Source organism: Deinococcus psychrotolerans, from assembly GCF_003860465.1.
GTDB classification, from domain to species: domain Bacteria; phylum Deinococcota; class Deinococci; order Deinococcales; family Deinococcaceae; genus Deinococcus; species Deinococcus psychrotolerans.
Genome location: NZ_CP034188.1, coordinates 42747 through 63735, shown reverse-complemented (window position 1 = coordinate 63735; position 20989 = coordinate 42747). Strand labels below are relative to the sequence as shown.

20 protein-coding genes are annotated in these 20989 nt (G+C 58.6%); 3 read left to right on the top strand and 17 right to left on the bottom strand.

Going from position 1 to position 20989, the window contains the following annotated elements; genetic code table 11:
- Positions 1 to 30 precede the first annotated feature (30 nt).
- The 13 genes from EHF33_RS20795 to EHF33_RS20740 all read right to left on the bottom strand — a co-directional run bounded on the left by EHF33_RS20795 (position 31) and on the right by EHF33_RS20740 (position 17491).
- The gene (locus tag EHF33_RS20795; protein WP_124875875.1) at positions 31 to 357 is read right to left on the bottom strand and encodes a hypothetical protein; all 327 of its coding nucleotides are present in this window, start codon (positions 355 to 357) and stop codon (positions 31 to 33) included.
- A complete protein-coding gene (locus tag EHF33_RS20790; RefSeq protein ID WP_124875873.1) occupies positions 347 to 799 on the bottom strand; it encodes a hypothetical protein in 453 nt (150 codons plus the stop codon). The genes EHF33_RS20795 and EHF33_RS20790 overlap by 11 nt, the downstream gene beginning before the upstream one ends.
- Positions 796 to 1176 carry a hypothetical protein gene (locus EHF33_RS20785; protein WP_124875871.1) on the bottom strand — a complete coding sequence of 127 codons (381 nt, stop codon included), beginning with the start codon at positions 1174 to 1176 and terminating at the stop codon, positions 796 to 798. Before EHF33_RS20785 ends, EHF33_RS20790 begins: the two co-directional genes overlap by 4 nt.
- A 157-nt stretch (positions 1177 to 1333) precedes the next feature.
- Positions 1334 to 1615: a hypothetical protein gene (locus EHF33_RS20780; protein WP_124875869.1), complete on the bottom strand. Its 282-nt coding sequence runs from the start codon at positions 1613 to 1615 to the stop codon at positions 1334 to 1336.
- A gap of 52 nt (positions 1616 to 1667) precedes the next feature.
- Complete coding sequence (locus tag EHF33_RS20775; RefSeq protein ID WP_124875867.1) at positions 1668 to 1946, bottom strand: hypothetical protein; 279 nt, start codon at positions 1944 to 1946, stop codon at positions 1668 to 1670.
- A gap of 222 nt (positions 1947 to 2168) precedes the next feature.
- Positions 2169 to 2381 carry a hypothetical protein gene (locus EHF33_RS20770; protein ID WP_124875865.1) on the bottom strand — a complete coding sequence of 71 codons (213 nt, stop codon included), beginning with the start codon at positions 2379 to 2381 and terminating at the stop codon, positions 2169 to 2171.
- 79 nt (positions 2382 to 2460) lie between these two features.
- On the bottom strand, positions 2461 to 5196 hold the full coding sequence (locus EHF33_RS20765; protein ID WP_124875863.1) for a hypothetical protein: 2736 nt from the start codon (positions 5194 to 5196) through the stop codon (positions 2461 to 2463).
- Positions 5196 to 5612: a hypothetical protein gene (locus EHF33_RS20760; RefSeq protein WP_124875861.1), complete on the bottom strand. Its 417-nt coding sequence runs from the start codon at positions 5610 to 5612 to the stop codon at positions 5196 to 5198. The genes EHF33_RS20765 and EHF33_RS20760 overlap by 1 nt, the downstream gene beginning before the upstream one ends.
- Positions 5609 to 7414 carry a hypothetical protein gene (locus EHF33_RS20755; protein ID WP_124875859.1) on the bottom strand — a complete coding sequence of 602 codons (1806 nt, stop codon included), beginning with the start codon at positions 7412 to 7414 and terminating at the stop codon, positions 5609 to 5611. The genes EHF33_RS20760 and EHF33_RS20755 overlap by 4 nt, the downstream gene beginning before the upstream one ends.
- Entirely contained in the window at positions 7411 to 7575 is a 165-nt protein-coding gene (locus EHF33_RS21290; RefSeq protein ID WP_164473661.1) for a hypothetical protein, read from the bottom strand. Before EHF33_RS21290 ends, EHF33_RS20755 begins: the two co-directional genes overlap by 4 nt.
- Positions 7576 to 7585: 10 nt before the next feature.
- Positions 7586 to 16180 (bottom strand): phage tail tape measure protein, encoded by an 8595-nt coding sequence (locus EHF33_RS20750; protein ID WP_124875857.1) that lies wholly within the window; start codon positions 16178 to 16180, stop codon positions 7586 to 7588.
- A 100-nt stretch (positions 16181 to 16280) separates the two neighbouring features.
- On the bottom strand, positions 16281 to 16709 hold the full coding sequence (locus EHF33_RS20745) for a hypothetical protein (RefSeq protein WP_124875855.1): 429 nt from the start codon (positions 16707 to 16709) through the stop codon (positions 16281 to 16283).
- Between the two features lie 377 nt (positions 16710 to 17086).
- Positions 17087 to 17491, bottom strand: coding sequence for a hypothetical protein (locus EHF33_RS20740; RefSeq protein WP_124875853.1), 405 nt, complete (start codon positions 17489 to 17491; stop codon positions 17087 to 17089).
- A 434-nt stretch (positions 17492 to 17925) separates the two neighbouring features.
- On the opposite strand from EHF33_RS20740, the gene EHF33_RS20735 reads away from it, so the two are divergent.
- On the top strand, positions 17926 to 18123 hold the full coding sequence (locus EHF33_RS20735; protein WP_124875851.1) for a hypothetical protein: 198 nt from the start codon (positions 17926 to 17928) through the stop codon (positions 18121 to 18123).
- Between the two features lie 113 nt (positions 18124 to 18236).
- Here the strand turns inward: EHF33_RS20735 and EHF33_RS20730 are convergent, their stop codons facing one another.
- On the bottom strand, positions 18237 to 18671 hold the full coding sequence (locus EHF33_RS20730; protein WP_124875849.1) for a hypothetical protein: 435 nt from the start codon (positions 18669 to 18671) through the stop codon (positions 18237 to 18239).
- Positions 18655 to 19137, bottom strand: a complete 483-nt coding sequence (locus EHF33_RS20725; protein ID WP_124875847.1) for a hypothetical protein — start codon at positions 19135 to 19137, stop codon at positions 18655 to 18657. The genes EHF33_RS20730 and EHF33_RS20725 overlap by 17 nt, the downstream gene beginning before the upstream one ends.
- Positions 19138 to 19379: 242 nt before the next feature.
- Between EHF33_RS20725 and EHF33_RS20720 the strand changes: the two genes are divergently transcribed.
- Together EHF33_RS20720 and EHF33_RS20715 are read left to right on the top strand one after the other, a co-directional pair.
- Positions 19380 to 19766, top strand: coding sequence for a hypothetical protein (locus tag EHF33_RS20720; protein WP_124875845.1), 387 nt, complete (start codon positions 19380 to 19382; stop codon positions 19764 to 19766).
- Positions 19763 to 20170, top strand: coding sequence for a helix-turn-helix domain-containing protein (locus tag EHF33_RS20715; protein WP_124875843.1), 408 nt, complete (start codon positions 19763 to 19765; stop codon positions 20168 to 20170). The genes EHF33_RS20720 and EHF33_RS20715 overlap by 4 nt, the downstream gene beginning before the upstream one ends.
- 54 nt (positions 20171 to 20224) lie before the next feature.
- On the opposite strand, the gene EHF33_RS20710 is transcribed toward EHF33_RS20715, so the two are convergent.
- A complete protein-coding gene (locus tag EHF33_RS20710; protein WP_124875841.1) occupies positions 20225 to 20410 on the bottom strand; it encodes a hypothetical protein in 186 nt (61 codons plus the stop codon).
- Positions 20411 to 20424: 14 nt separating this feature from the next.
- Positions 20425 to 20931 carry a hypothetical protein gene (locus tag EHF33_RS20705; RefSeq protein WP_124875839.1) on the bottom strand — a complete coding sequence of 169 codons (507 nt, stop codon included), beginning with the start codon at positions 20929 to 20931 and terminating at the stop codon, positions 20425 to 20427.
- Positions 20932 to 20989 lie beyond the last annotated feature (58 nt).

Sequence of the window (20989 nt, the reverse complement as noted above, 5' to 3'; positions counted from 1 at the left end):
GGTGTTCCTCCAAATGGGGTGAGCAAGGTCTCATGGGGCCTCCGGTGCGTCTGGCCAAGGCGGCAGAGTCACACCCGCCTTGCGTGCGAGTTCCTCAGCGTCTAGACGGGCCAGTTGGGCTTGGTAGCGCCAGGCGTCGCGGTAGCCGGTCATCTTGCGCTCGGCGGCTTCTGCGGCGTCGCGTTCTTTCTGCAAACTTTCGTTACGGGTCGCCAAGCTGTCGCGAACTTCCTTTTCCTGTCCGAGCGAGCCGGTGATCAGTCCGCGCAGTAGCACCCCCAGCCCGGCCAGGATGCCGCCGCCGCCCAGCCACACGCCGGCCTGCCCGAGCAGGTCTTTGGTGCTTTCATCTGGCATCGTGGTGGCCCCTGAGAACCACCCGTTTGAACCAGCCATTGCGGCCCGCGTAAGCCCACAGCGAGCGGGTAAACAGGCTCATGCCCAGCGCCCCGAGGGCGTAGCACACCAGGCTGCCGAAGATCATCCCCACGCCCTGCGAGAAGACTGTTCCCGACAAAAACCACAGCGCCGCCGAGAAGCTGGTGCTGATCAATCCGAACGGCACGCGGGTCGGCACGCTGATCAGCAGCACGAACGCCAGAAACGACAGCGCCGCCCAGGTCGAGAACGGCATGATCTGCCCGAACAGTCGGTATGCCGGAAGATCTTCGAGGATTTCGGGGCGCAGCGCTGCCGGGAAGAGGAACAGCAGGTGGGCGAGGGCGATCAGCCACCGCGCTGTCCAGGCCACGCCGTCCCAGAACAGCGGGCTTTTGATGGTGATCGGCGCGAGGCTCATGGCCGCTCCCCGCTCGGGAGGCGGCGGGCGGACTTCATCGGCTTCCACTCGTCGCCGTCCCAGTATTGCCACTGCCAGGAGTTGAGCGTCCAGCGAGAGGAGAAGGGAATGGTGGTGCCGTCAGCACTGACTTCCCACGCGCCGACCAGCGGACGAATGGGTTGGTACCGTGCGCCCGCTGCTTTGGTGTTCATGGTGCTGGACTTGCGGACACGGGCGACGCCGCCGGCCGGGCAGCTTGAAGCGAGCCGGAACACGGCGAAGTACGTGAGGCTGACATCGTAGTCGCGCAGGATGCGAACTTCGCAGAAGACAGGCGGGCTGGGCGAAGGCTGACTCAGCAGCAAGGTGCCGAGCAGCAGTAAGGATGATTTCATAGGCCTCCTGTGGAAACGAAAGAACCGCCCGGAGGCGGCTGTGTACCAAGCTGGGGCGCTGGCTCGGTTCGGGGAGGGGCCGGAAGCGGCGTAGAAAAGAGGAAGGCCACCGTCGCGGGTGGCCTTTTTGCTGTGTTGGGTGGCTGATACACGCCAATCAGGTTTGGGCAAGGGCTTGAAGCACCTGTTCGCCTTGCGGTGTCAAGGAGTAAATATGGAGCGCTCCAGTGCCGCCACGATTCGCTTGGAGCAACCCAGTGCCACTCAGGCGTCTCAGGGCTGTCACCACGGTTTGATCATCGTAGAGCTTCATGCCGTGGTCAATGGCGATGACCAGGAGTTGCCGACGTGTTCTCGGCAAGCGCACTGAAGCGCTTGCCAGCAGCCTGTGCTCGATGGAATCCCTGACGACAATATGTGTTTTGTAGTGGGAAATCATCCGTGGCCAGTATAGGAAAAGTGCTGTGCGGACTGGCTGATAGCAATGCCAATCAGGTTAGGTTTAGGGCTTGCAACACCTGTTCGCCTTGTGGTGTCAGACAGTAGATGCGGAGTTTTGCCTTGCCGCGACTCGACTTGAGTAACCCGCTGCCCATCAACCGTCTCAGGGCCGTGATAATCGTCTGATCATCGTAACGTTGCAAACCATCTTCAAGGGCGACGGCCAGCAACCGCTGACGTGTTCTTGGGATGTCCACCGAGGCACTTGCCAGCAGGGCATGATCGATTGAGCCGCTGAGGACGATGTGTGATTTACAGGGAGAAGCCATCGACTCCAAGTATAGAAAAAAGCGCTGTGTTGGCTGGCTGATAGCCGTGGGAAGCGGGTCTATGGTCGGCTGATACCTCTGAGAAGGGGGGACGGCTGGGCTGATAGTCGCCGGTTGTGGACAAGAGACAGGCCGATAACCCAAGGAATCAGAAGAAATTCCAAAAGATGAAAAGCTGCTCGAAGGCAGCTTGATGGTGGGTGGGTCAGCTTGCGCTTGTCCCTAGTAACTGTACTTGTGTCGCTGGTAAGAAGCCCAGGCTGCGTAACCCGTCAGCAAAAAGAGCGATACAACAGTGAGGGCGGCAGAGAACCAGAGTTGCTGCTCCGCAATCATCAACATAATGAACAGCAGAACTGGAAGCCCGAGAAGCCAGCTCCAGCGCTTCTTGATGCTTGTCAAGATTACGGCTCGGAAGTAGGCGGTTTGAGTCATGCCAGAGTCTATCTTCGTTAAGTGTGCGCAAAGTCAGCTCATCTGAACTGCTGTGCCTGCTCCCCGATACCTGCCGTTCTCAGGCGTTCGCCGCCATGAAGTGCCACAGGCTCGATGCGGGCATGATAGCCCCCGATGCGCTGACATGCACGCCGTTTTGCTGCTGGGGAATGCTTGTCGAGTCGTAAGCGTTCCTCGGCACACTGGTGGTTCCCCAGTTGTTGACTGTATCCGCCCCACTGCCAAACGGGACGTAATAGACGTTCCCAGTGTTCGCTCCGTACCATTCGCGCAATTTGAGCAGCAAGACAGCGCGGTTGCGGTGGTAGCGGTCACGGGTCTGTCCATTTCCGTAGCTGAATCCAAACGCATCTTGAGAAGCAGCGGGCGGCAGAATCTCACCGATGATGACGCGAATCCCGCTCACCGCTGCCTTGACGTTGGCAATCACCGCGTCGAGCTGCACCTTCATGGCCGCTGCCTGTGCCAGCACTGCCGCGTCGGTGTTGGCGGCGAACACATCATTGGTGCCGAGCAGAACCATGAAGTAATCGTTTGCGCTCATGGTCTGGCTGCTGGACGTGAGGTACTGGCTCAGGCTGAACACCGTGCCGTTCGGGTCAGTACCGTTGAAGGTGAATGGCGCGGCGGGGTCTTGATAGTGCCAGTCCAGCGTCCTGCCCGCCACGCCCTCGGATTTGATGCGGGCCGCTCTTGGGCTGCCGCTGGTATACAAACCGGGCCGCGTGCCCATCAGCGTGATCTGGGTGTTACTCGGATTGGCATCGCACAGACTCAGCAAGCTATCGAGCCAGTAGCCGTAATCGGTGTTGCTGTCGCTCATCACCAATAGTTTTCTGGTGACGCCGTTCCCACTGTTTGCCGCGACGGTCTGCACGACCACATTGGCGTAGTCGGTTTCCCGCTTGCCGTGCATCAGCCGGAAGCCGATTCCGTAGGTGGTGGCGCTGGCGGGCGTGATGGTGTAGCGGTCTGCGTAGAGCGCCCCACTTCCGGGCACACCAATGGTGTCTACGTTGTAGAGCGAGGCTAAGCCAGTTGGCACTACCTTGATGGCATCGAGGTACACGTTCAGTTCTTTGCCCATCACCGCCCACAGCTTGTAGGGGATGTTCAGGCCCGCGTCCAGCAGGGCATTGACGTTGCGCTCGGCGCTCGGCGCTGGGATGGCCGCTTTGGCTGTGCCCACCATACCCGTGATGACGTTCAGATTCAGGTTGCTGGTGGGACTCCACGCCCCGGTCAGGCTGCCCCCGGTGGTGTACTGGCCCGCGACGGTGCCGCCCACGATGCTGTCATACCCGGTTCGGCCATCCGTCCAGATGCCAGCCCAGAGCGTCCCCGCTTCGTTGACGGTGAGGCCGAGGGGAATGGTGACGAGCTGATAGCCGCCGCCCGGTGTCAGGCCCACCGGCACAGCCACGTCTACAAGAACCGTACCCGTGCTAGTCGCTTGTCGTTCCTGATAGCGCACGTTCTTGATTGGATTCGCCACGTCCCACGGGTTGACGTAAATCTGCACGGCGTTGTGAGCGGCCCGAATGCCGATATTTGAAGCCCAACCGCTGAAGGTGCTGAGGTTGTTCGCCCGGTCAGAAAGGCCAATCGGAGCAAAGCTCGGCGTGAACGCAAACCCGGCAAGCGCCGTGCCTGCCACGCCCGCATCTGTCCCGGCGATGGCCGTTTTCAGGGTGGGGCTGGCGTTGCGAACGGTGCTGTCGTTGTAGAGGTCAAACGCCACATCGAGCGTGCTGGCGCTCTCGGTGATGGTTCCGGTGAGGCTACTGCCGATGGTATAGGCCGCTTTGGTGCCTGCGGGTGTGTGATCGTGCAGCACGCCCGCGTTGGGCTGAGCCGCTTTGCCGTTGTAACGGGCCATGACGTACAGGCGCTCGTTACTTAGAGTGATTCCGGCAGGCAGGTTGATGATCACGGGGGTGGTGACGCCTGCGGTAAGGGCGGGCAGATTGACGGTGAAGTCAGCGTCCACACTGCCCAGCCGCGTGCCGCGTGCGATGGTCAGGTGAACCTGAGTGGGCAGAGCCGCAGCGTCAAAGGGCCGGACGTAGATTTTGAGACTGGTGACGGTGCCGGTAACGAGGTAACTCAGGCCGCCCCATCCGCTGAAAGTGCTTGTTTCGTTGACGATGCTGACCAGCGGGATACCGCTGAGCGTCGTAATCAACGCGGCGGGATCGAGGAGTAGGGCAGCAGCGGCGTTGGCGTTCCCAATCGCCGTCGCCACGTTGGCATTCCGCAGCGTTTCAGCCTGCGCGGTATCAGCCAGCGATTGCGCGGTCAAGAGGTGGTCAGCATCGGCCTGGCTCAGCTTCCCGGTCAGGCTTCCCAGCGCGTCATCAATATTCTGCCGGGTCTGCTGCGGCACCAGCACTGGCCCCGAACTGTCGTATCCGATGTCGGTCAGATCCCACACCCCAGGCGAGGTTTCGTGCGGCCTACCCCGGTAAATGGTGGTCACACCCGGATCGCGCACACCCACCCCATACGTCGGCGTCACCGTGATCGTCAGGTAAGGCAGGCCTGCGCCGGGCAGCACGTCGGCCAGCACCGGCCCAGCCGCCAAGAGGGGCTTGTAGCCTGCGCCTGCTGCGCTGTCCAGTGCGGCAAAGCGCCCGAAGCCACTGACGATCTCGATCTTGCCCCGATCTGCGCCGCCGGCCAGCAGCGCCGCGACGCGCCAAGAAGAATCCCACTTCAGATCAACCCAGCCGCCGTTGGCATTGGCGGGCATGGCGATTTGAAATGTCCGGTCCAGCTCCAGTAGTTTTGGCATTAACTCACCACCTCGTCCCTGTTGTTTCTCCATCTGAGATCGCTCACGGCGAACGCGATGGGCGAATCGAGCACGGTCTGTCCGCGTTCTGGTGTGCCTGCGCCCAGCAGCCCGTAGGCGCAGTTCAGGTACAGCTCGTACCTCCACACCTGATTGGCCGTCTTGAGCGCCCGCTTGAGCTTGAAATAGCTTGCTGTGAGCTTCTCGGGAGACTGCCCGGACTGCGAACCGGTGATGGTGTAGCCGTAAGAGGTCGGCAGCCGGTCTCCGCTGTGCCGAATCAGCAGCCCGTCCACAGCGCGGTTGCCGGCGATGCTTGGCGGTTCGAGATCAATCGGGCCGCTGTAGTGGCGCAGCTCCTCTTCGAGCCAGGCTTGAGTGCCGTCCTCGGCGGTGTAGCGCACGCGGATGATCACAGCGGCCCGCTTCCCAGCTCGGTCATGAGTCGCCGCTGCCTCACGGCTTCCAGATCGGCTTCACCCGCTGTCAGCACCCGTGTTTGCCGCGCTCCGGTCTGGAACGAAGTCGAGTAGCTCTCAAAAGTCCGGCTGAGGGTGTACTGGGTGATCGGCCCCTCGACGGTGCTTCCGTCGGGCAGTTTGATGTCGGTCAGTTTGGCGGGCCCTCGCAAGCGCCCCGCGACTTTGCCCTGCGCGGTGGGCGGGCTGGTCGTGCCGCTGTTCCAGCCGTCTGGAAGGTTTTCGGCGGGGATGCTGCCCACGCTGCGGTCAGCCGTCTGGGTGGCGCTGATGGACATGGACGCGCTGTAATTGCCGAAGACTAGGCGGCGATACTTCGGAAGCGTGGCTGGATCGTAAGGCCCGGTGCCTCCGATGAAATTGGGCGGTGGGTCTTTCTTGACGTAGCGCCAGTCATTCAGGAAGTACCGAACCGTCACAGCCACTTTCCAGAAATACTGCCCCCCGTTGAGTGAGGCGTAAACGTTTTGCAAGATGTCTGGCGGCGGCTCCACCTGAATGGAGGTATTCAGGCCGTCTTCCAAGGTCAACGTGCGGATGGCCTGTTCTCCCGGCGAGAGCGCTGAAGTCTGGTCAAAGCCGTCGGCGCTGGCGCTGATCCAGTGCTCAACCGTGATACTGACCCGCTCCTCGGCGATCTGCGGGCGGTCGTAGTAACTGAATTCGGGAAAACCGACGACGCCCGCTGGTGTCGTGGCCGCCCTGAGATACTCCACGTTCACCTTGAGGCTGGTGAGGTCGTAACTGGTGTTGACCGCCGTTTCGCTGTGGGCAGACTGGCGCACGAGAGCCGAGATCGGGAAGCTCAGGCCGTACGTGCGGGTCAGGGCCGCCGTCTGGGCATCGAAGGGCGCGTCCGAGGTGGTTACGGTGCCGCTGTCGGAGATGGAAGAGGTCAGGTCGCTGCCGAGCGTGAATGACGCACTGCTTTCCTGCGCCAGCGTCCAGCTCGTGCTCGGCGTGCCTCCCTGATCGGGAATGATGAGCGGGGCCTTTCCTCCCGCGCCCTGATAAATGCGGGGCGTCAGGCTGCTGGGGCGGCTGCGGGTCTGGGTGAGGAGGGCGTAGCGCTCGCCGGGGCTTTGGCTCGTCTCGGTCACGTACTTCTGGCGCTCGTACCCGCTGAGCGACAGCTCGTACACCGGGCCGCCTGCCGCCGCAGAAAGGGCCAGCACCCCACTCACCGCCCTTCCGATCACCCGTGCCCCGTCACCGCGCACCCCCGCGCTGGCGTCGGAAAACGGCTCCAGAATGCGCCCATGATGGCCCTGAACGGTCTCACCGGGATCAGGCGACAGGTACGAGACGCCCAGCGGTTGAATGCCGCCAGGGACGTACAAGTCGGGTAGCGCAAAGCTCTGATAGCTCCCAGCGCTGCCCAGCATGTCGACGTCCAGCAGCCCGATCACCGGCATGGTGTAATTGCCGCCCGCTGAGTCCGTCGCGCCCCGAATCAGCCCCACCGCGCCGATGAAATCAGGCGGCAAGGTGGTGTCCGGCTGCTCCCAGATCATCACCACCCGGCTGTCTGGCGGCCACATCGGATCGGCATACAAGTTCAGCTCGCCGTGCTCGCACTCACCGTTCACCAGATACGAGAACGACCAGGTGCCGACCAGCGGGCCGGGGTTCTCCGGCGTCCAGGTGTAGTCGAGCACGAAGTTGGCGTAGCTCGCCTCGCGCACCAGCTTGACCGCCCACGGTTTGCGGTCAGGATCGTAAAAGCCCTGTATCGTCATTGCGTGAGCCTTCTCGCTGCTTCCTGCATACGTTGGGCAGCGTCGAGCTGGCGGTTTGCAACGTCGAGTTGAATCTTGCCAGCTTGCCTGAAAAGGTCAAGCAGCGCGGCCCAGTCTTTCGATTGGGCCGTGATGGGTTGAGTATTGTCTGGACTGTCCACATTCACCTCCTTAAAACTGGGTTCGCCCGCTGCCGGGCTTGACTCCCTGCCCCTGCGCGGCCAGCAGGATCATCCCCGCCGCCTGCACCATCGTTCCGGCGGCGTCTTGCTGACGCTTAGCGGCGTCCAGTTGAATATTTCCGGCCTGCACCTGCATCCCAGCGCTGTCCATCAGGCCCTTGATGTAGGCCACCTGATCGATCTGGTCTTTGCTGGGCAGCAGGGTGATGGTGGTCGTGCCGCTGCTGCCGCCGCCGGTGGCTTGGTCGAGCTGCTTTTTGTAAGCCGCCTTTTTGGTCGGGTCGGTCTCCTTGTTGTAGTTGTTCCAAAGTTCGTCGCGCTGGCGCTGCTGCGCGGGGTCGGTGATGCTGCTGTTGCCGCCGGTGGTGCCAGTGATGGACTCTCGCTGTTTGGTCAGCTTGTCGATCTTGCTTTGCAGGTCGTCGTATTCGCCCTTGCTGGTGGCTTTTTTCTGCCTGTCCTGCAGGTCGCTGATTTCAGTGTCCTTTTCAGCGACTGATCCGGCGACGGGCTTGTTCGCCCCGGCTCCCGGAAGGCTGTTGATCTGGTTTTGGAGAGCCGGTGAGTTGAAAGCGGTGCTGATTTTGGCTTTGATGCGGTTGTTGATCGCGGCGGCCTTGCTGTAGTCGCCCGCGTCCATCGCCTCGGCCCACGCTTTGATATCCGCATCGAGGTTTAAGGCCTTGAGTTGCAGGTCGGCCAGTTTGGCGATCATCATGTTTCCGACTTTGACGTCGAAACTCTTCTCCAGATTGGCGCTGGCCTTGCCCCAGTCACCGCTGCTAAACGCATCCCCAACGGCGCTTCTGAACACGTCGCCGAGACTGCCCGCGTAATCGTTGAACAGGCCCGACATCTTGGCGAGCGATTTGGCAGCCTCGTCCGACATGATCTTCGGTGCGCCCCCAAAGGCCCACCAGCCAATCTTTTGCCACACCGTCGCATTCGCCGTCTTGGTGCGGTTCTCAATGTCAGTCTGGAGCTGATCGAAGTACGGATTGATGGAGTTGCCAACCTGCTTCTCGCCGAGATTCTTCTGCTCGATGGCGGCAATTTCGAGCAGGTTCTTCTTCCAGAGCTTGTATTTGGGATCGAGATTGAGGAGGGCGTTTCCGAATGAATTCACGGCGTTGAGCGCACCGAAGATGATGTCCTTGATGCCCGAGAGGTCGCCAGTGGCCACCTTCCCGATGCCGCCCACCGCCTGCATGGTTGAGCCGATGCCGTCCGCCACGTCGGCAGCAGATTTTGCCCAGTCATCTTGACCGAACAGCGAGAAGGCCTGCTGGGCGGCTTTGGCGTAGTCCTCGACCTTCATTAGCGTCTCGACAGCCGCACCGAGCGGCCCGAGTTGCGAGCGGATGGCGGCGGCCTGGTCACGGTAGCTCTGCGCGATGGCCGGGTCGGTCGCGCGTTTGGCAGCCAGATCGGCTTGCTGAGCCAGTTTAATGGCGGCCTGCACTGAGCTGAGCAGGTCGCTGCTTCCCGCGTTATAGCTGTCCGAGGCGGATTTGGCGGCGTTTTTCAGGGCAGCCAGGCCCGCTGCCGCCTGTTTATCCGCCTCCGCCTTGGTATCGATATTTCGGAGGGCTGTTTGGTGGACTTTCTCGGCCAATTCGACGTTGCCGTGGTCTTCCTTGACCCGTTGCAGGGCCAGATCAGCCGCCGCGCGATCCTGGGCGGCGCGGGCGTCGATGAAGGCGCTTTCGGAGATGAGGAGTTGCTGGTGCTGGGTGTCAAGGTCATCGCGTGCGGCCTGATCCTGGGCATCAGCAAAAGCACGACGCTCGGCGGTGCTCAGATTGGCGCTGTCCGAACGGTACTGGGTATCCAGGGCCGTCATGGTCGCGTCGTGCTTGGCTTGGGCGACCTCCAGATTCTGGTGATCCGCTGTTGCCCGCGCCAACTCACGGTCTGCGGCCGCTTTATCCAGCACGTATTTCTGATCGTAAAATTCCTGCTGCGAGATGAGTTTGCTGCCGCTCTGGGCGTTGAGGGTGGCCAGCGCCGCGCTGGCGTTGGCGTCTTCAATGGACCGCGTGTCGCCAGTACTGATTCCGGCGAGCTGAGTGGCCAAGTCTTCCTGAATTTTGAGTTTGGCGGCATTGAAGACCTTCGCCGCCGTCATCAAGTCGAGGTGGTCTTCCTGTGCGCGGGTGAAGGTGCGGCGGGCGTCGCCTTCTTCGAGCGCGGCCTTGCGGGTGAGGTAGTCCTGTTCGCCGATCAGCTTGCCAGTCGAGAGGCGTTCCAGCGCGTTCCGTTCCTGCTGAGCCTGCCGATCCTCATCGCCTCGTCGATCCGTTTTGGCAATCCCAGCGAGACCGGCGCTGGTGCTGCCGCCCAGGGCGTCGAGCTTCTGTTTACGGGTGGCCACGGCCTGGAGATACGCTTGATCCGTTTTCTCCAGGCCAGCAGTCGCCTTGACAAATTCCGATTCGATCCCCCTGGCATCGAGCGCGGCTTTCTGAACGAGGTAATCCTTCTCGCCGATCAAGCTGAGCTGCTTGCGCCTATCGAGCGCGGCAACAAGCTGGGCGGTCTGGACGTCGAGCATCTCCTGATGCGCCACCGTCATCGCCGCGTTAGCCTGCCGGAGCTGATCGGGGTCGAGGGTGCCGAGCCACTGCTGAAGTTCACCCCCCTTCAAGCGGTTCTTACGCACCCCTTCGAGTTGCTGAGCAAAGTTGTCCAGCGGCTCGGCAGGGTCGTCCAGAACCGGAGTAGGCGCGGGCTTGCCGCCAAACCCGCGTGCTCCGTCCTGATAGTCCTGTGGATTAGCGTAGATGTTGTCCAGCGTTTGCTGGGTATCGAGGAGGCTGTCTTTGAGTTTTTTGAATGCGGCGATCCGGGCCGGGTCGGTCAGGCCGCTCATTTTCTCATTGATGGCGTCGAGTTGCTTGCCGAGGGTTTCGTTCAGAGCACCGGCCAGATCATCCGCACTGCCCTGAAAATCACCCATATTTGGAGCCATCTCGGCGAGCAGTCCGGCGAAGTCGTTGACCTCTTGCTGGATGTCCTGGTCGATCTTGAAGCCGTTGATGGCGTCAATGACTTGGTTGATCTGGTCGACGACGTCCTGACCAGCAGCAGAGAGGTTTTCGAGCATCCCCAGCGTGGACTGAAGCGCGTCCATACCCATGTCGGTCTCACCGACGCTTTTAAAGGCGGCGGCAGTGTCGAGAGTGCTTTTGACCATCTCATCGGCGGCCCGAGCGTTCATGACCTCAATCGCATTCAGATCGGCGATCTTGCGGATCACGATGTCGATGGTATCGGCACCGACCCGCCCTGCTTTGCTCTCGTCCATCAACGTTTGAATGTAGGCCCGGCGGGCCTCTACGCCGCCGGGGATCTGATCGAGTGCCGTTTGGGTACTTACGGCGAGGGCGTCCTGGGCCGCTGCCGCGTGCTGCCCAGCGTCTACCAGACCGCTGAACGCGCCGCTGGCGATGGCGCTGTCGATGGCCTGTTGCCGGAGGGCCTCGGCGCTGGCTCTGGCCCCGGTGACGTAAGTGTTGGCGCTGGTGCCGGTCTTGTCGGTGGCCTCCTGGAGCTTGCCCATCTCGGTCCAGGCGTCGTTCAGGGTCTTAGCGTCCACCTGCCCGAGGCTGATCTTCTCGCGCAGGCCGGTGGCCAGGGTCTTGTAGGAATCGCGAGTGCCCTGCACGCTCTTGGTTACAGCATCCTGTGCGGCGGCGCTGGCTTGGTTGCGAGTGATGTTGGCGGCGCTGGTGGCCGTCACCAGGTCATTGTCAAGTTTGCCAACTGCCTGCCCGTAGTTGGGGTCTTTGGTGTTGAGGGCCTTCACGGCGCGGTCGCGCTCGGCCTGGGCGATTTTCACCGAGCGGGTGTACTCATCGTCGGCAAATTGCTTGGTCAGGGCAGCCTTTTTGACGAGGTTGTCTTTGACCGCTTCAAGGGTGGCCGCGTTCTGGCCCTTGAGTCTCGCCGACGAGCTGTTCATTGTCTCGATATCGAGCTGCTTAGAGGCGTCGGCAAAGACTTTCTGTTGATCCAAAGCCGCTTTTTTGGCGTCTGAAATGGCCTTGTCGCGGGTCAGGCGGGCGGAGGTTTCTGATGCGTCGTAGGCCGTTTTCGCAGCATCGATGGTTTTTTGCTGGTTGGGCCCGCCCGCCACCGTCGCGGCGGTAATCGCCTTGTCGCGGGTGGCTGCGGCGATGGCCACTTGCCGGTCGTACTCGTTCTTGGCAAAGCCCTTCGTCAAGCTCGAAACCTTCGTCAAATTGTCTTTGACGCTCTCCAATTTGGCGTCGTTGAGCTGCTTGAGGCGGCTGGCCGAGCTGGTCATGCTGTCGATGTCGAGCTGCTTGCTGGCATCCGAGTATTTGCGCTGCTCGGCCAAGTTCTCGGCGCTGGCGCTGCTGGTGCGGGCGTTGCGTTCGTCAAGCGCTTTTTGAAGGGCTTGGGTATGGTCGTTTTCCGCGACCTGAAGGGCCTGCACGCGGTTTGCGGGGTCGGTTTTGTTGGGATTGTTGGCGTTCGCTTTGGCCTGCTTGTACTGGGCGTCCGCGAGGGCCACACCGGCGGCGTAAACGCTCTGGGCATAGTCCTTTTCGTACTGGAGGCGCTTGGAGGCGCTGTCTTTGGCGAGGGCCACTTTGGTATCGCGCTGGCTGGTCAGGCGGGTGAGTTCTTGCTGGGCCAGGGTCACGTCGCCTGCCTGAGCGGCTTCCTTGACCTTGGCGGCTTGCTGTTCGGCGGCCTGCTGGTTTTTGAGTGACTCGGTCACGATGCCCAGTACCGAACCCTTGACTTTGCTGTCCTTGATAAAATCCGCCACTTCGCGCTTAGAAGCCGCGATGGCGGTGTCAGACTGGCTTTTCGAGGCGTCAGCCTGGCGCTGTGCAATCCCTGTCGCCTCAGCGCGGTACTGGTTCAACTCAGCAGTGTTGGCGATGTACTCTTTGGCCCCTTGGTTGGCTCTGCTGAGCGCCCCAACCTCGTAATCGAACACCTTTTTGGCTGCCGAACTGTCGCCGCCGCTGGCCTTGACCCAGGCGTTGATCTGGTTATCGGCCTTGCGCTGGGTATCGCCGCCCACGCGGGTGCTCTTCTGGAGCTGAGCCATCCGCTGAGCTGGGGCGATCCACTTGGCATAATCCGCGTCTGAGACACCAGCGGCCTTAAGTTCCTTGGCCGCCACCTTGGCATCCTCGACAATCTTGCTCCAGAGCAGCTTGTGCTCCTTCTTGAAGGTGGCCACCTCAGCCAGGATTTTGGGATCAGCGTTGCCGCTGGCCTTGGTCTGGATCCAGGCGGCGTAGAGGGTTCTGGCCCGCGTGTCCAGCTCGTTTTGTAGCCCGGCGATATCGGGCTTACTGTTGGCGGCAACTGGCGCGGGCGGCCCCTGTGGATGCTCACCCGGCGCAGGCAGGCGATAGACGGTGGCCTGGTTCTGGTCGTAGAAGTTCTTGCCGGTCATCCGGGCGGAGGTGTTGGAACCCACCAGCATGGCTTTGCCGTTGTTCCAGCCCGCGAACATCTCCGTGTGAGTGCCGCTCTTGGCTCCGTAAGGCCGCCCAGTGGACGGATCGATGCCGTGCCAGAAGACTGCATCGCCCTGTTTGGCATCCTTGAGCGCGATTGGCACGCCGCCCGCCGCCTTGATGTTCCTTTCGAGCTGGGCGGCGTTGTTGCTGTATTTGACCTTCTGGCCGAGTTCGGAGAGCATCTGGCTCACGACGTCGGCACACCAGGCTGCGATTTTCGGATCGCCCGTGACGTTTTTGGTCATGGAGGCGATGAACTGCTGGGCAGTCTCTTTGCCGTTCTGGGCGGCTGCGGCTGGGGCGACAGGCGCGTTGGGATCCTTCGCAACCTTGTTAAATTGCACGTTGTCGGCCAGCATTTCCTTCGTGACGCTGCGCTGCTCCTGAAGCTGAGCAAGCATCTTCTCGCCTGCCGCAATTTTCTTGGCGTCTTTCTCGGCTCGCCACTTTTCTAGAGACTGCTCCAGCAGCGCAATTGACGCGGTTGAAACCCCCAGGTCAGCAAGGAGCTGCTTGCGTTGGTCGAGCATCTTGTTCTGCTCTGGGCTGCCCAGCGCGGGCATAGCGGAGGCCAGTCCATCACCGATGTTGCTCAGGCCGGTGCTCTTGCCGACTTTGCTGAACCAATCTCCAATGCTGTTGGTCTTCTTCTCGATCGCCGTCAGCCAGTTGTTGACGATTTTCAGGAATGCAACCATTTCGTTGTCATCGGCCTTGATCTTCATGTTTCCGAACTTGTCGGCATTGATGCGGGCGTCAGACATTGACGTGGACACCTTGTCAATCCACGTCACCACTGACGTTGCGCCCACTACAACGTCAGCAAGTGCAGGTGTAAACGCCTTGGCAAAGGTGCTGCTGAGGTTCTTGGTGGCCGCATCCAAGCGCTTCTGGCTGCCTTCCAACCCACTGACCACCTCACCGCTGTAGGTGTTGAGGAAGCCGCTGGAATTGCGGATTTCTTCGGTCAACTCCCCTAGATTTCCGAGGATATTGAGGAATGCGGTGGCGCTCCTTGTCCCAAAAATCTGGAAAGACTTCTGAGCAAGATCGTTTTTCGTAATGATGTCGCCGGTCAGTTGGTTGTAGATCGGTCGGGTGCTGCTGAACGTCTTTTGCAAATCCATGACGATGTCGCGGCCTGAGCGCATGTGGCCGGTGGAATCGCGCATGTTCACGCCGAGTTCCTTGTAGATACCAGCAGCCGTTGCGCTCGGCGTCAGCACCTTTTGCATGGCGTTGCGCAGGCCGGTTGCGCCGACACTCGCTGGATCCATGCCTTTCTGCGCCAATCTTACGAGAGCGCCGAGAGATTCCTCCGTCGAGAATCCCATCAGGTGGGCCGTCGCCCCTACCACGTTCAGGCCTTTGGACAGACCGTCCATGCTGGCCATGCTCAAGTGGGAAGCGCGGGCCAGTTTGTCACCGAATCCGCTGGCCTGATCAGCGGTCATGTCCAGATGCTGGAGGTTGCCGTAGAGCCGCTCGGTGGCCTCGCTGAGGGGGATGTGCTCGGCAGCGGCGAGTTTAGCTGAGACGCCTAGCACCTTGAGCGCGTCGGCTCCCTTAACTCCGCCGCGTGCCAAGCTGGCCAGCGCTGTCGCGAGTTCGGACTTGCTGAACATCTTTTCAGCGTCTGAGCCGTTTTTGGTGATGTCGTTGAGCGATTTGTTGATTCCATCTAGGTTCGTGATGCCGTTGGCCGACATGACCAAGAAAGCTTGTTGGAGCTTTTTGGCTTCTTGCTGTCCGTCTTTGGTGAGCTTGATGACGCTGCCCGTCGCCATGCCGAGGGCCATCATGCCGCCTACAACAGGCCCCATACTCAGAGCCATTCCTGCCATACCCGCTTCGGGACTGACCATGCCGAGGGCCATACCCGCGTTACCCAGATTCCCGCTCAGGCCAGCGCCACCAGCAAAGGCCCGACGTGCGCTGCCTGCCGCTGCCGCTTCTTTCTGGGCAGCCGCTGTCTTGAGCACTTGGGCGGCATACTCGCGCTCGGCGAGGATCAGGCCGTTGAGCTGCTCGCGCTGGGTGACGTCCATCGTGCCTAGCGATTCCATTCCAGCGATCTTGGCGCGGATGGCAATCAAGCTGTTTTTGAGGCTGATGACTTGCGAGTTAAGGGCGCTCGCCAGTTCTTTGCTGGTGAGTTCTCCTGACTTCTGGGAAGCCACCAGCGCGTCGGTTCGGAGCTTGGCTTCGGCGAGGGTTTGATTTGCCCGAACCATGCTGTCTGCGAGTGAGCCTTTTTGTATTCCGCCGCTGATACTGGCCTGCACCGCACCGATATTGCGGATGGCCTGGCCGTACTTCTCCTGTAAGGCCGTCAGTTGACGCACGCGGGCCATCTCGCCCTCGTCCAAGCTGGCTTTGCTCTTAAGCGTATCCATCTCGCTCTGAAGGGCTTTCTGTGTGGCGCGGTAGCCCTTTTCGAGCTGCGCGAGGGTGGCCAGGGTCTTCTCGTCGCCCACGCCGCCCTGCCAGTCCAGGCGGGCCACGTTGACGGTCTTCACGGCCTGGCCAGCCGCGCCCATCTGATTCTTGAAGTTGACTGCGGCAGCTGATTTGAGCGAGCGCTCCAGCAGCTGCGCTTCCTTGCTGAACACGCCCGTCTCGTTTGCCGCGCCCTTGAGCACGCCGATCAGCACGCCGGTCTGCTTGCCCCACAACTCGGAGCCAATCGCCCCACGCTGCATCTGCGAGTTCAGGATGCCCACACCACGCGCCGCCACGGTCACACCGCTGTCGAGCTTTTCGACGGTTTGCAGCACCACGCGCTGCTTACCGATGAAGCCGTCGAGCTTGGTGTTCAGCTCATTCAGGGCCGTCACCAATGGCGTGGCCATACTCTGCCCCGCTTGGCGCACCTGCTCCAACTCACCGCGCACCAGGCGGGCGTTGGTTGCCGAGCGAGAGAGTTCCTCTGTGATAGTGCGAATGCCCGCGCTCTGAGCACCAAACTCGCCGAGCAGGAGCTTCACGCGGCTGAGTTCGTCGCCCATGATCTTGATCTGCTCGTTGCCGGAGGTCTTGGCTTGCAGCAGGTAACTGACGGTGCGTGATTCCATGACTGGCCTCCTTCCCGGGGCATTGAAAAAGCCGCCCGGAGGCGGCTGAAGCTTTGGTTTCTAGAATTAAATCGTTGCACAAGAAAAACAGGTTGGTATCTCAACGAGTACAGTAATTTTTCCAAATACCTCGTCCCGGCTCCCCATCGCGTGAAATCAGAAACAAAGTGGAAAATCCACCCACCCTTCCTAATTGCTTACGAACCAACGTGATCTCTGCGGGTCCAAATTTCTTTGCAGCTTCAACACTTGAGAGCACGTTTTTCCCGGATAACCAAGCTGAGACTTCTGCTCTGCGATCGGGCGAGATGTTAAAGCAAGACTCCATAACGCTCACTATATTTTTCCTGACAACAGCCAAATCTTCTGGGAAAAAATATTGCTTGTCTTCTATGAATCTTATGCTCGTATAGCCTCCTAAAGAATTCTCTCTATCTCCAAAAAACGCTACTTCGCTTTTTAGATTACCCCCTATACTAGTGGGCTGAATAATATTGAAATTATATTCATTTATATACGAAATCTTCACTTGTTAGTAGTTTTCTCCGGTTAAGAGGATAGCGAGTGAAGTGCTTTTTGCGCTTGCGGCAGATATGGTCAGAAGAGCTAATAGGGCTACTTTCCTCATCTCTCCAAAGTACACCGCCCGCCTGAGCGTGGGCGGTGTACCGTCAATCAGCTGCTTGGATGTCTGGCGGCGAGAACTTCTCGGGCATGAACTCCCAAGGCATCAGGGCCTGTTTACTGCGGTTGCACCTGAAGCAAGCGACAACCAAGTTCTCAGGCTGAGGCCTTGGTTCAGTAGCATTTCTCTCCTCTCCAATGTCCTTGAGGTGGTTCAGGCATAATCCCTCCAACAACAGAGCGCCCCGGCATAATCTCCGGGGCGCTCTCGGTTCGCTTGACTTAGCGGCGTGTCATTTGAAATTGACCCTTCGCGTTATCTGGTAAGCCATACGATCCAGCTTCGTAATGTCCTTTAAAGGAATTGTCGCTGAATGCTCCATCTGTCACGCTTATAAAACTGTTGCCGGTAGTAAGTTTCACTGTCCCAGCTTTGGCATTTCCGACTGCTCGGCCAAGATACGTTGAGTCTAGATCATACCAACTGCCATCTAATTCCCCTTTATCTCCTTGACTGATCCAAACTGCATATCCGTCATTGAGCACTTGCGTCTGACCAATAGGCAAAACTCGGATGTCCCATGTTCCGACAGCAGAGTAAGGCACTGCAGCTGACTGAGACGTGCCGCTCCCGCATGAGACGAGAGCAAGCAAACCGGCCAGTGCCAGGAATGACAGTTTTTTCATAGCTCATGTTTATCACACACCCGCAACTGGCGGCGGAATGGCTTTCCCAGAGAAGCTCATGCAGGGGCTGGAGTCTTTGACTGGTGAACGCGTTGAGCTCTCCGATGTTCTCGAGGTGGTTCGGGCATAACTTCTCCTCCCATGCAGAAGCTCCCAGCCAACGCTGGGGGCTAATTTTTGGTTTTGGTCGTCTGGGCGGAGATAAGTCTCGTTTCATGTTTTACCTCTCAAGGCCAAAGCCCCTACCGACAAGGTCTGCTGACTGGCAGATCTAGCCTAAGTCTTTTAACCTGCCTAGGTCATTGCGTCCCTAGCCGGAGCAGATTAAGCTATGGGGCGACACTGGAGAGCCGAGCTTGACTATGACCACTGCTTGCACGGTGTCTTTTGAGGCCAGTCGTTAGCGCGCACTCTTGTATTCTTTGGAGGCAGTCATGATTCCAGTTGTCGGCTATAGATTGCGTTGGAACGTCACCGCTAATAACGGTGAAGTTGATATCAGGCTTGCAAACGGTACTCCCGTTGTGCTTAATATTAACTCAGTCGAGGAACAGATTGCTGTTAGCGCACTACTTGCCCTTATGCCCAGGGTTTCGTTCGATGGAACGAATCTGATTGCAGAACACCCTTAAAATTCAGATAACCTAATTTTCTTACTTCCCCCATTTTCTCCTCCCTATGCGGAAGCCCCCAGCGTTGGCCGGGGGCTTCACTACTTCTAATCAAAGCTCTGTGTTCAGTAATTCTATTCGCCCAAATTATCTAATATGTTTTGAATAATATTTTCCTCTTTTTCCTTCAGAACTCCTGAAGCATAGTCGTAAATATATTTGAACATACTTACCGGGGTTAGTTCAGACTCTTTGGTTGAGTTTGCTAAATTTGACTGACCGATTTCTATTTCTACCTTTCCATTGTCTCCATATACGATAATTCTCCATTGGTCTATTGGCATACGTTTTTTGGGGGACTTATTCGGCGTTATAAAACTCATCTCGGTCTGGGATTTTATCTGTTCTAGCACAATCAATCTAGAGTCCGTAACGGGTGGCACAATTTCCACTCTATTATTGCCCACTTTGGCAAAGTATGCTCCATCCGAAGAAGATTCTTGCCAATTTACCTTATGATCTCTTGTTGCATTGAATACACCTTTTAGGAGGTCAATTCTGCGCGGCATTTCTTATCACCTCTTTCGACTTTTCACTGAGCAGTGTTATGAGATCACTATTCCTGTTGAAAGATTCGACGTTCATCTGAAAACTTCCATCCTCTATATGTTTTTCGATACTACCGAAATAAATAACTAAACTTTCTAAGTTACCTTGAAATCCTATACTTTTTATAAAAATTAGATCGCCCTGTAGCTTAACGCATTCGCCTCTTAATCTGTCAGCAACTAAAGCTGCGTGTGTCCAGTTAGAAGATTTCAAACTTTGCTTTAGAGCTGCCATAGAATCTAGCATTCTGCTAATTTCTATACTTCGATCAAATTCCCTGAGTTTTTTAGCTGTATCTTGAGCAGCTTTTCTGGCACCTCTTGCAACGACCACGCCATATCCTGTGAGTACTAGACCGATGAAGTTGAGACCAAACCCTGTCCAAGAGCCTAGAAGCCATATATCAGCCCAAGATTTATCTGCCACCTTCACCCCAGTATGCCTCAAAGTCCACGTTTCCATTCTTTCCTCTCAACGCGAAAGCCCCCGCTTGCTGCTCGGGAGCTTCTTTTTGACGTAGACCTTTCAAAGCTATTGTCACTTTTTGGCCCAGGATTGATCGGAAAACGCATGACTATAGCCGAAAAAGCCAAGAGTTTTGCCCAGCAAGGCCAGACACTTGTCCGGTACCACTAGACAAACTCACGAGTTAAGTTTAAACTTAACTCGTGCCCGACCTGGTATACACGCGCCATCCTGAGCGCCTCCAGAAACGGCATACGCGGATTATCGAAACACTCATCGCCATGAACAGCGCTGGGTACAAAGACTGCGTCACTGAATGCATCCGGATGTGCAAAGACCTTCGTGCGAATGGCCGTCAAAGCCAGTTCGTCAAGCCTCTCAAATATTTTCCAGGTGCGTGGGAACTTAAGCCCAACATTCGGGGTGGCCTGAAGGGTGGAGCGAGAGTGTATTTCATCTGGTTGAGTGATGGCCGTCCTCTTCTAGTCTCTGCTGAGTACAAACAGAACGGCGCAGATGCGGACGATGATCTTCTAGATGAACTTGTAGAGATTGCAGAGGCCGTCAAAAAAGGAGTGTTGACCCCATGACTGATCGCGCCCAACTTCGAGCTGCTCGCCTTGCTGCTCTGATGAATGAAGATGGCACGTTGACCCCTGCGGATCATCTTCCAGTAGGCTTGATGGCTCAAGAAAGTGCTCAAGGGATCGAAGAAGATTTTCAGCAGGCCATTATTGCTAATTCGTTGGCTCAGGCTTGGAAAATTGCTCGCCAGAGAGAGAGTATTACTGGTAAAGCGCTGGCCGAGAGGCGTAAATTCAGTACAGCCCGACTTTCTCAGATTGAGAACGATTCTCATAACCCTACTCTCTCCTCTGTAGCAGACCATGCTGATGCTCTTGGCTATGACGTCCAAGTCATTCTGACGCAACGCATCAATCGGCAGAAAATTGCTGTACCTGTACCATCTCACACTCTTTTTGCAGCAGACTAAAAGTCTAGTTTCCCCTCCCAGTCCCGGCCTCAGCGTCGGGCTTTTTCACGTCCCCTACTTCTGTTTGTTGAGCACTTCAATGCGCTTATCTTCCAGATCGTCGTGAATCCCGCGCCGCACGTCTTGGGCCACCTGGTAGAAGTACAGGCCGCGCAGGGTGGCTTGCTGATCGACGCTCAGCGCTTCGTCCGGGGGCCAGCCGAGCAACTCTCTGACTGTTCCGTAGCCCTGTTTGGCCATGTGGACGTAGAGGCTTAACTGGGCAAGCTGGCCCTGGGCGCTTTTGGGTCGTGGGGCGCTCCAGAGAAGTTGACGATGGCCGTCACCAGCGTGCGTTCGTAGGGCTTGATAACGTCCTTGACCTCGGCGTAGGCCGGGCTGACCATGCCTTCGAGCAGCGTGACCATCACGTTGGCCCGGTCGGCGAGGTAGGTGCGGACTACTGAGGCTTCCGTGTCGGGGGTGGGCGCGGGTTGGCGGCGGCGCATCCGCTCATCGGGCGTGAGGTCTTTCAGGTGGGCGGCTTCTTCCATCTGGGCGGCCTTGAGGTCTTTACGGCCTTCTTGCTCCAGCTCGTGTTCGGCGTACACCAGCCACATGCCGTCGCGCTGGAGCTGCTGCTGATTGACCCGCTGGATGGTAAAGGGCAGCCAGCTCTCCGCGCCCTCGGTGGGCGGGTCGTCCCTGAGTTCGGCGGTGTCGATGTGGATGTAGATGGTGCGGACGTTGCGCTCGCGGAGACGGTCGGCGATTGAAGTCATCAGATGTTCCCTTGTGAGGTGGTGGTACAGGCCCGCACGGCTGTACCAAAGACAGTCG

Coding starts and splice junctions, on each gene's coding strand:
- EHF33_RS20795 (WP_124875875.1), bottom strand. CDS start 357: ATGCCAGATGAAAGCACCAAAGACCTGCTCGGGCAGGCCGGCGTGTGG.
- EHF33_RS20790 (WP_124875873.1), bottom strand. CDS start 799: ATGAGCCTCGCGCCGATCACCATCAAAAGCCCGCTGTTCTGGGACGGC.
- EHF33_RS20785 (WP_124875871.1), bottom strand. CDS start 1,176: ATGAAATCATCCTTACTGCTGCTCGGCACCTTGCTGCTGAGTCAGCCT.
- EHF33_RS20780 (WP_124875869.1), bottom strand. CDS start 1,615: ATGATTTCCCACTACAAAACACATATTGTCGTCAGGGATTCCATCGAG.
- EHF33_RS20775 (WP_124875867.1), bottom strand. CDS start 1,946: ATGGCTTCTCCCTGTAAATCACACATCGTCCTCAGCGGCTCAATCGAT.
- EHF33_RS20770 (WP_124875865.1), bottom strand. CDS start 2,381: ATGACTCAAACCGCCTACTTCCGAGCCGTAATCTTGACAAGCATCAAG.
- EHF33_RS20765 (WP_124875863.1), bottom strand. CDS start 5,196: ATGCCAAAACTACTGGAGCTGGACCGGACATTTCAAATCGCCATGCCC.
- EHF33_RS20755 (WP_124875859.1), bottom strand. CDS start 7,414: ATGACGATACAGGGCTTTTACGATCCTGACCGCAAACCGTGGGCGGTC.
- EHF33_RS20750 (WP_124875857.1), bottom strand. CDS start 16,180: ATGGAATCACGCACCGTCAGTTACCTGCTGCAAGCCAAGACCTCCGGC.
- EHF33_RS20740 (WP_124875853.1), bottom strand. CDS start 17,491: ATGAAAAAACTGTCATTCCTGGCACTGGCCGGTTTGCTTGCTCTCGTC.
- EHF33_RS20735 (WP_124875851.1), top strand. CDS start 17,926: ATGATTCCAGTTGTCGGCTATAGATTGCGTTGGAACGTCACCGCTAAT.
- EHF33_RS20730 (WP_124875849.1), bottom strand. CDS start 18,671: ATGCCGCGCAGAATTGACCTCCTAAAAGGTGTATTCAATGCAACAAGA.
- EHF33_RS20715 (WP_124875843.1), top strand. CDS start 19,763: ATGACTGATCGCGCCCAACTTCGAGCTGCTCGCCTTGCTGCTCTGATG.
- EHF33_RS20710 (WP_124875841.1), bottom strand. CDS start 20,410: ATGGCCAAACAGGGCTACGGAACAGTCAGAGAGTTGCTCGGCTGGCCC.
- EHF33_RS20705 (WP_124875839.1), bottom strand. CDS start 20,931: ATGACTTCAATCGCCGACCGTCTCCGCGAGCGCAACGTCCGCACCATC.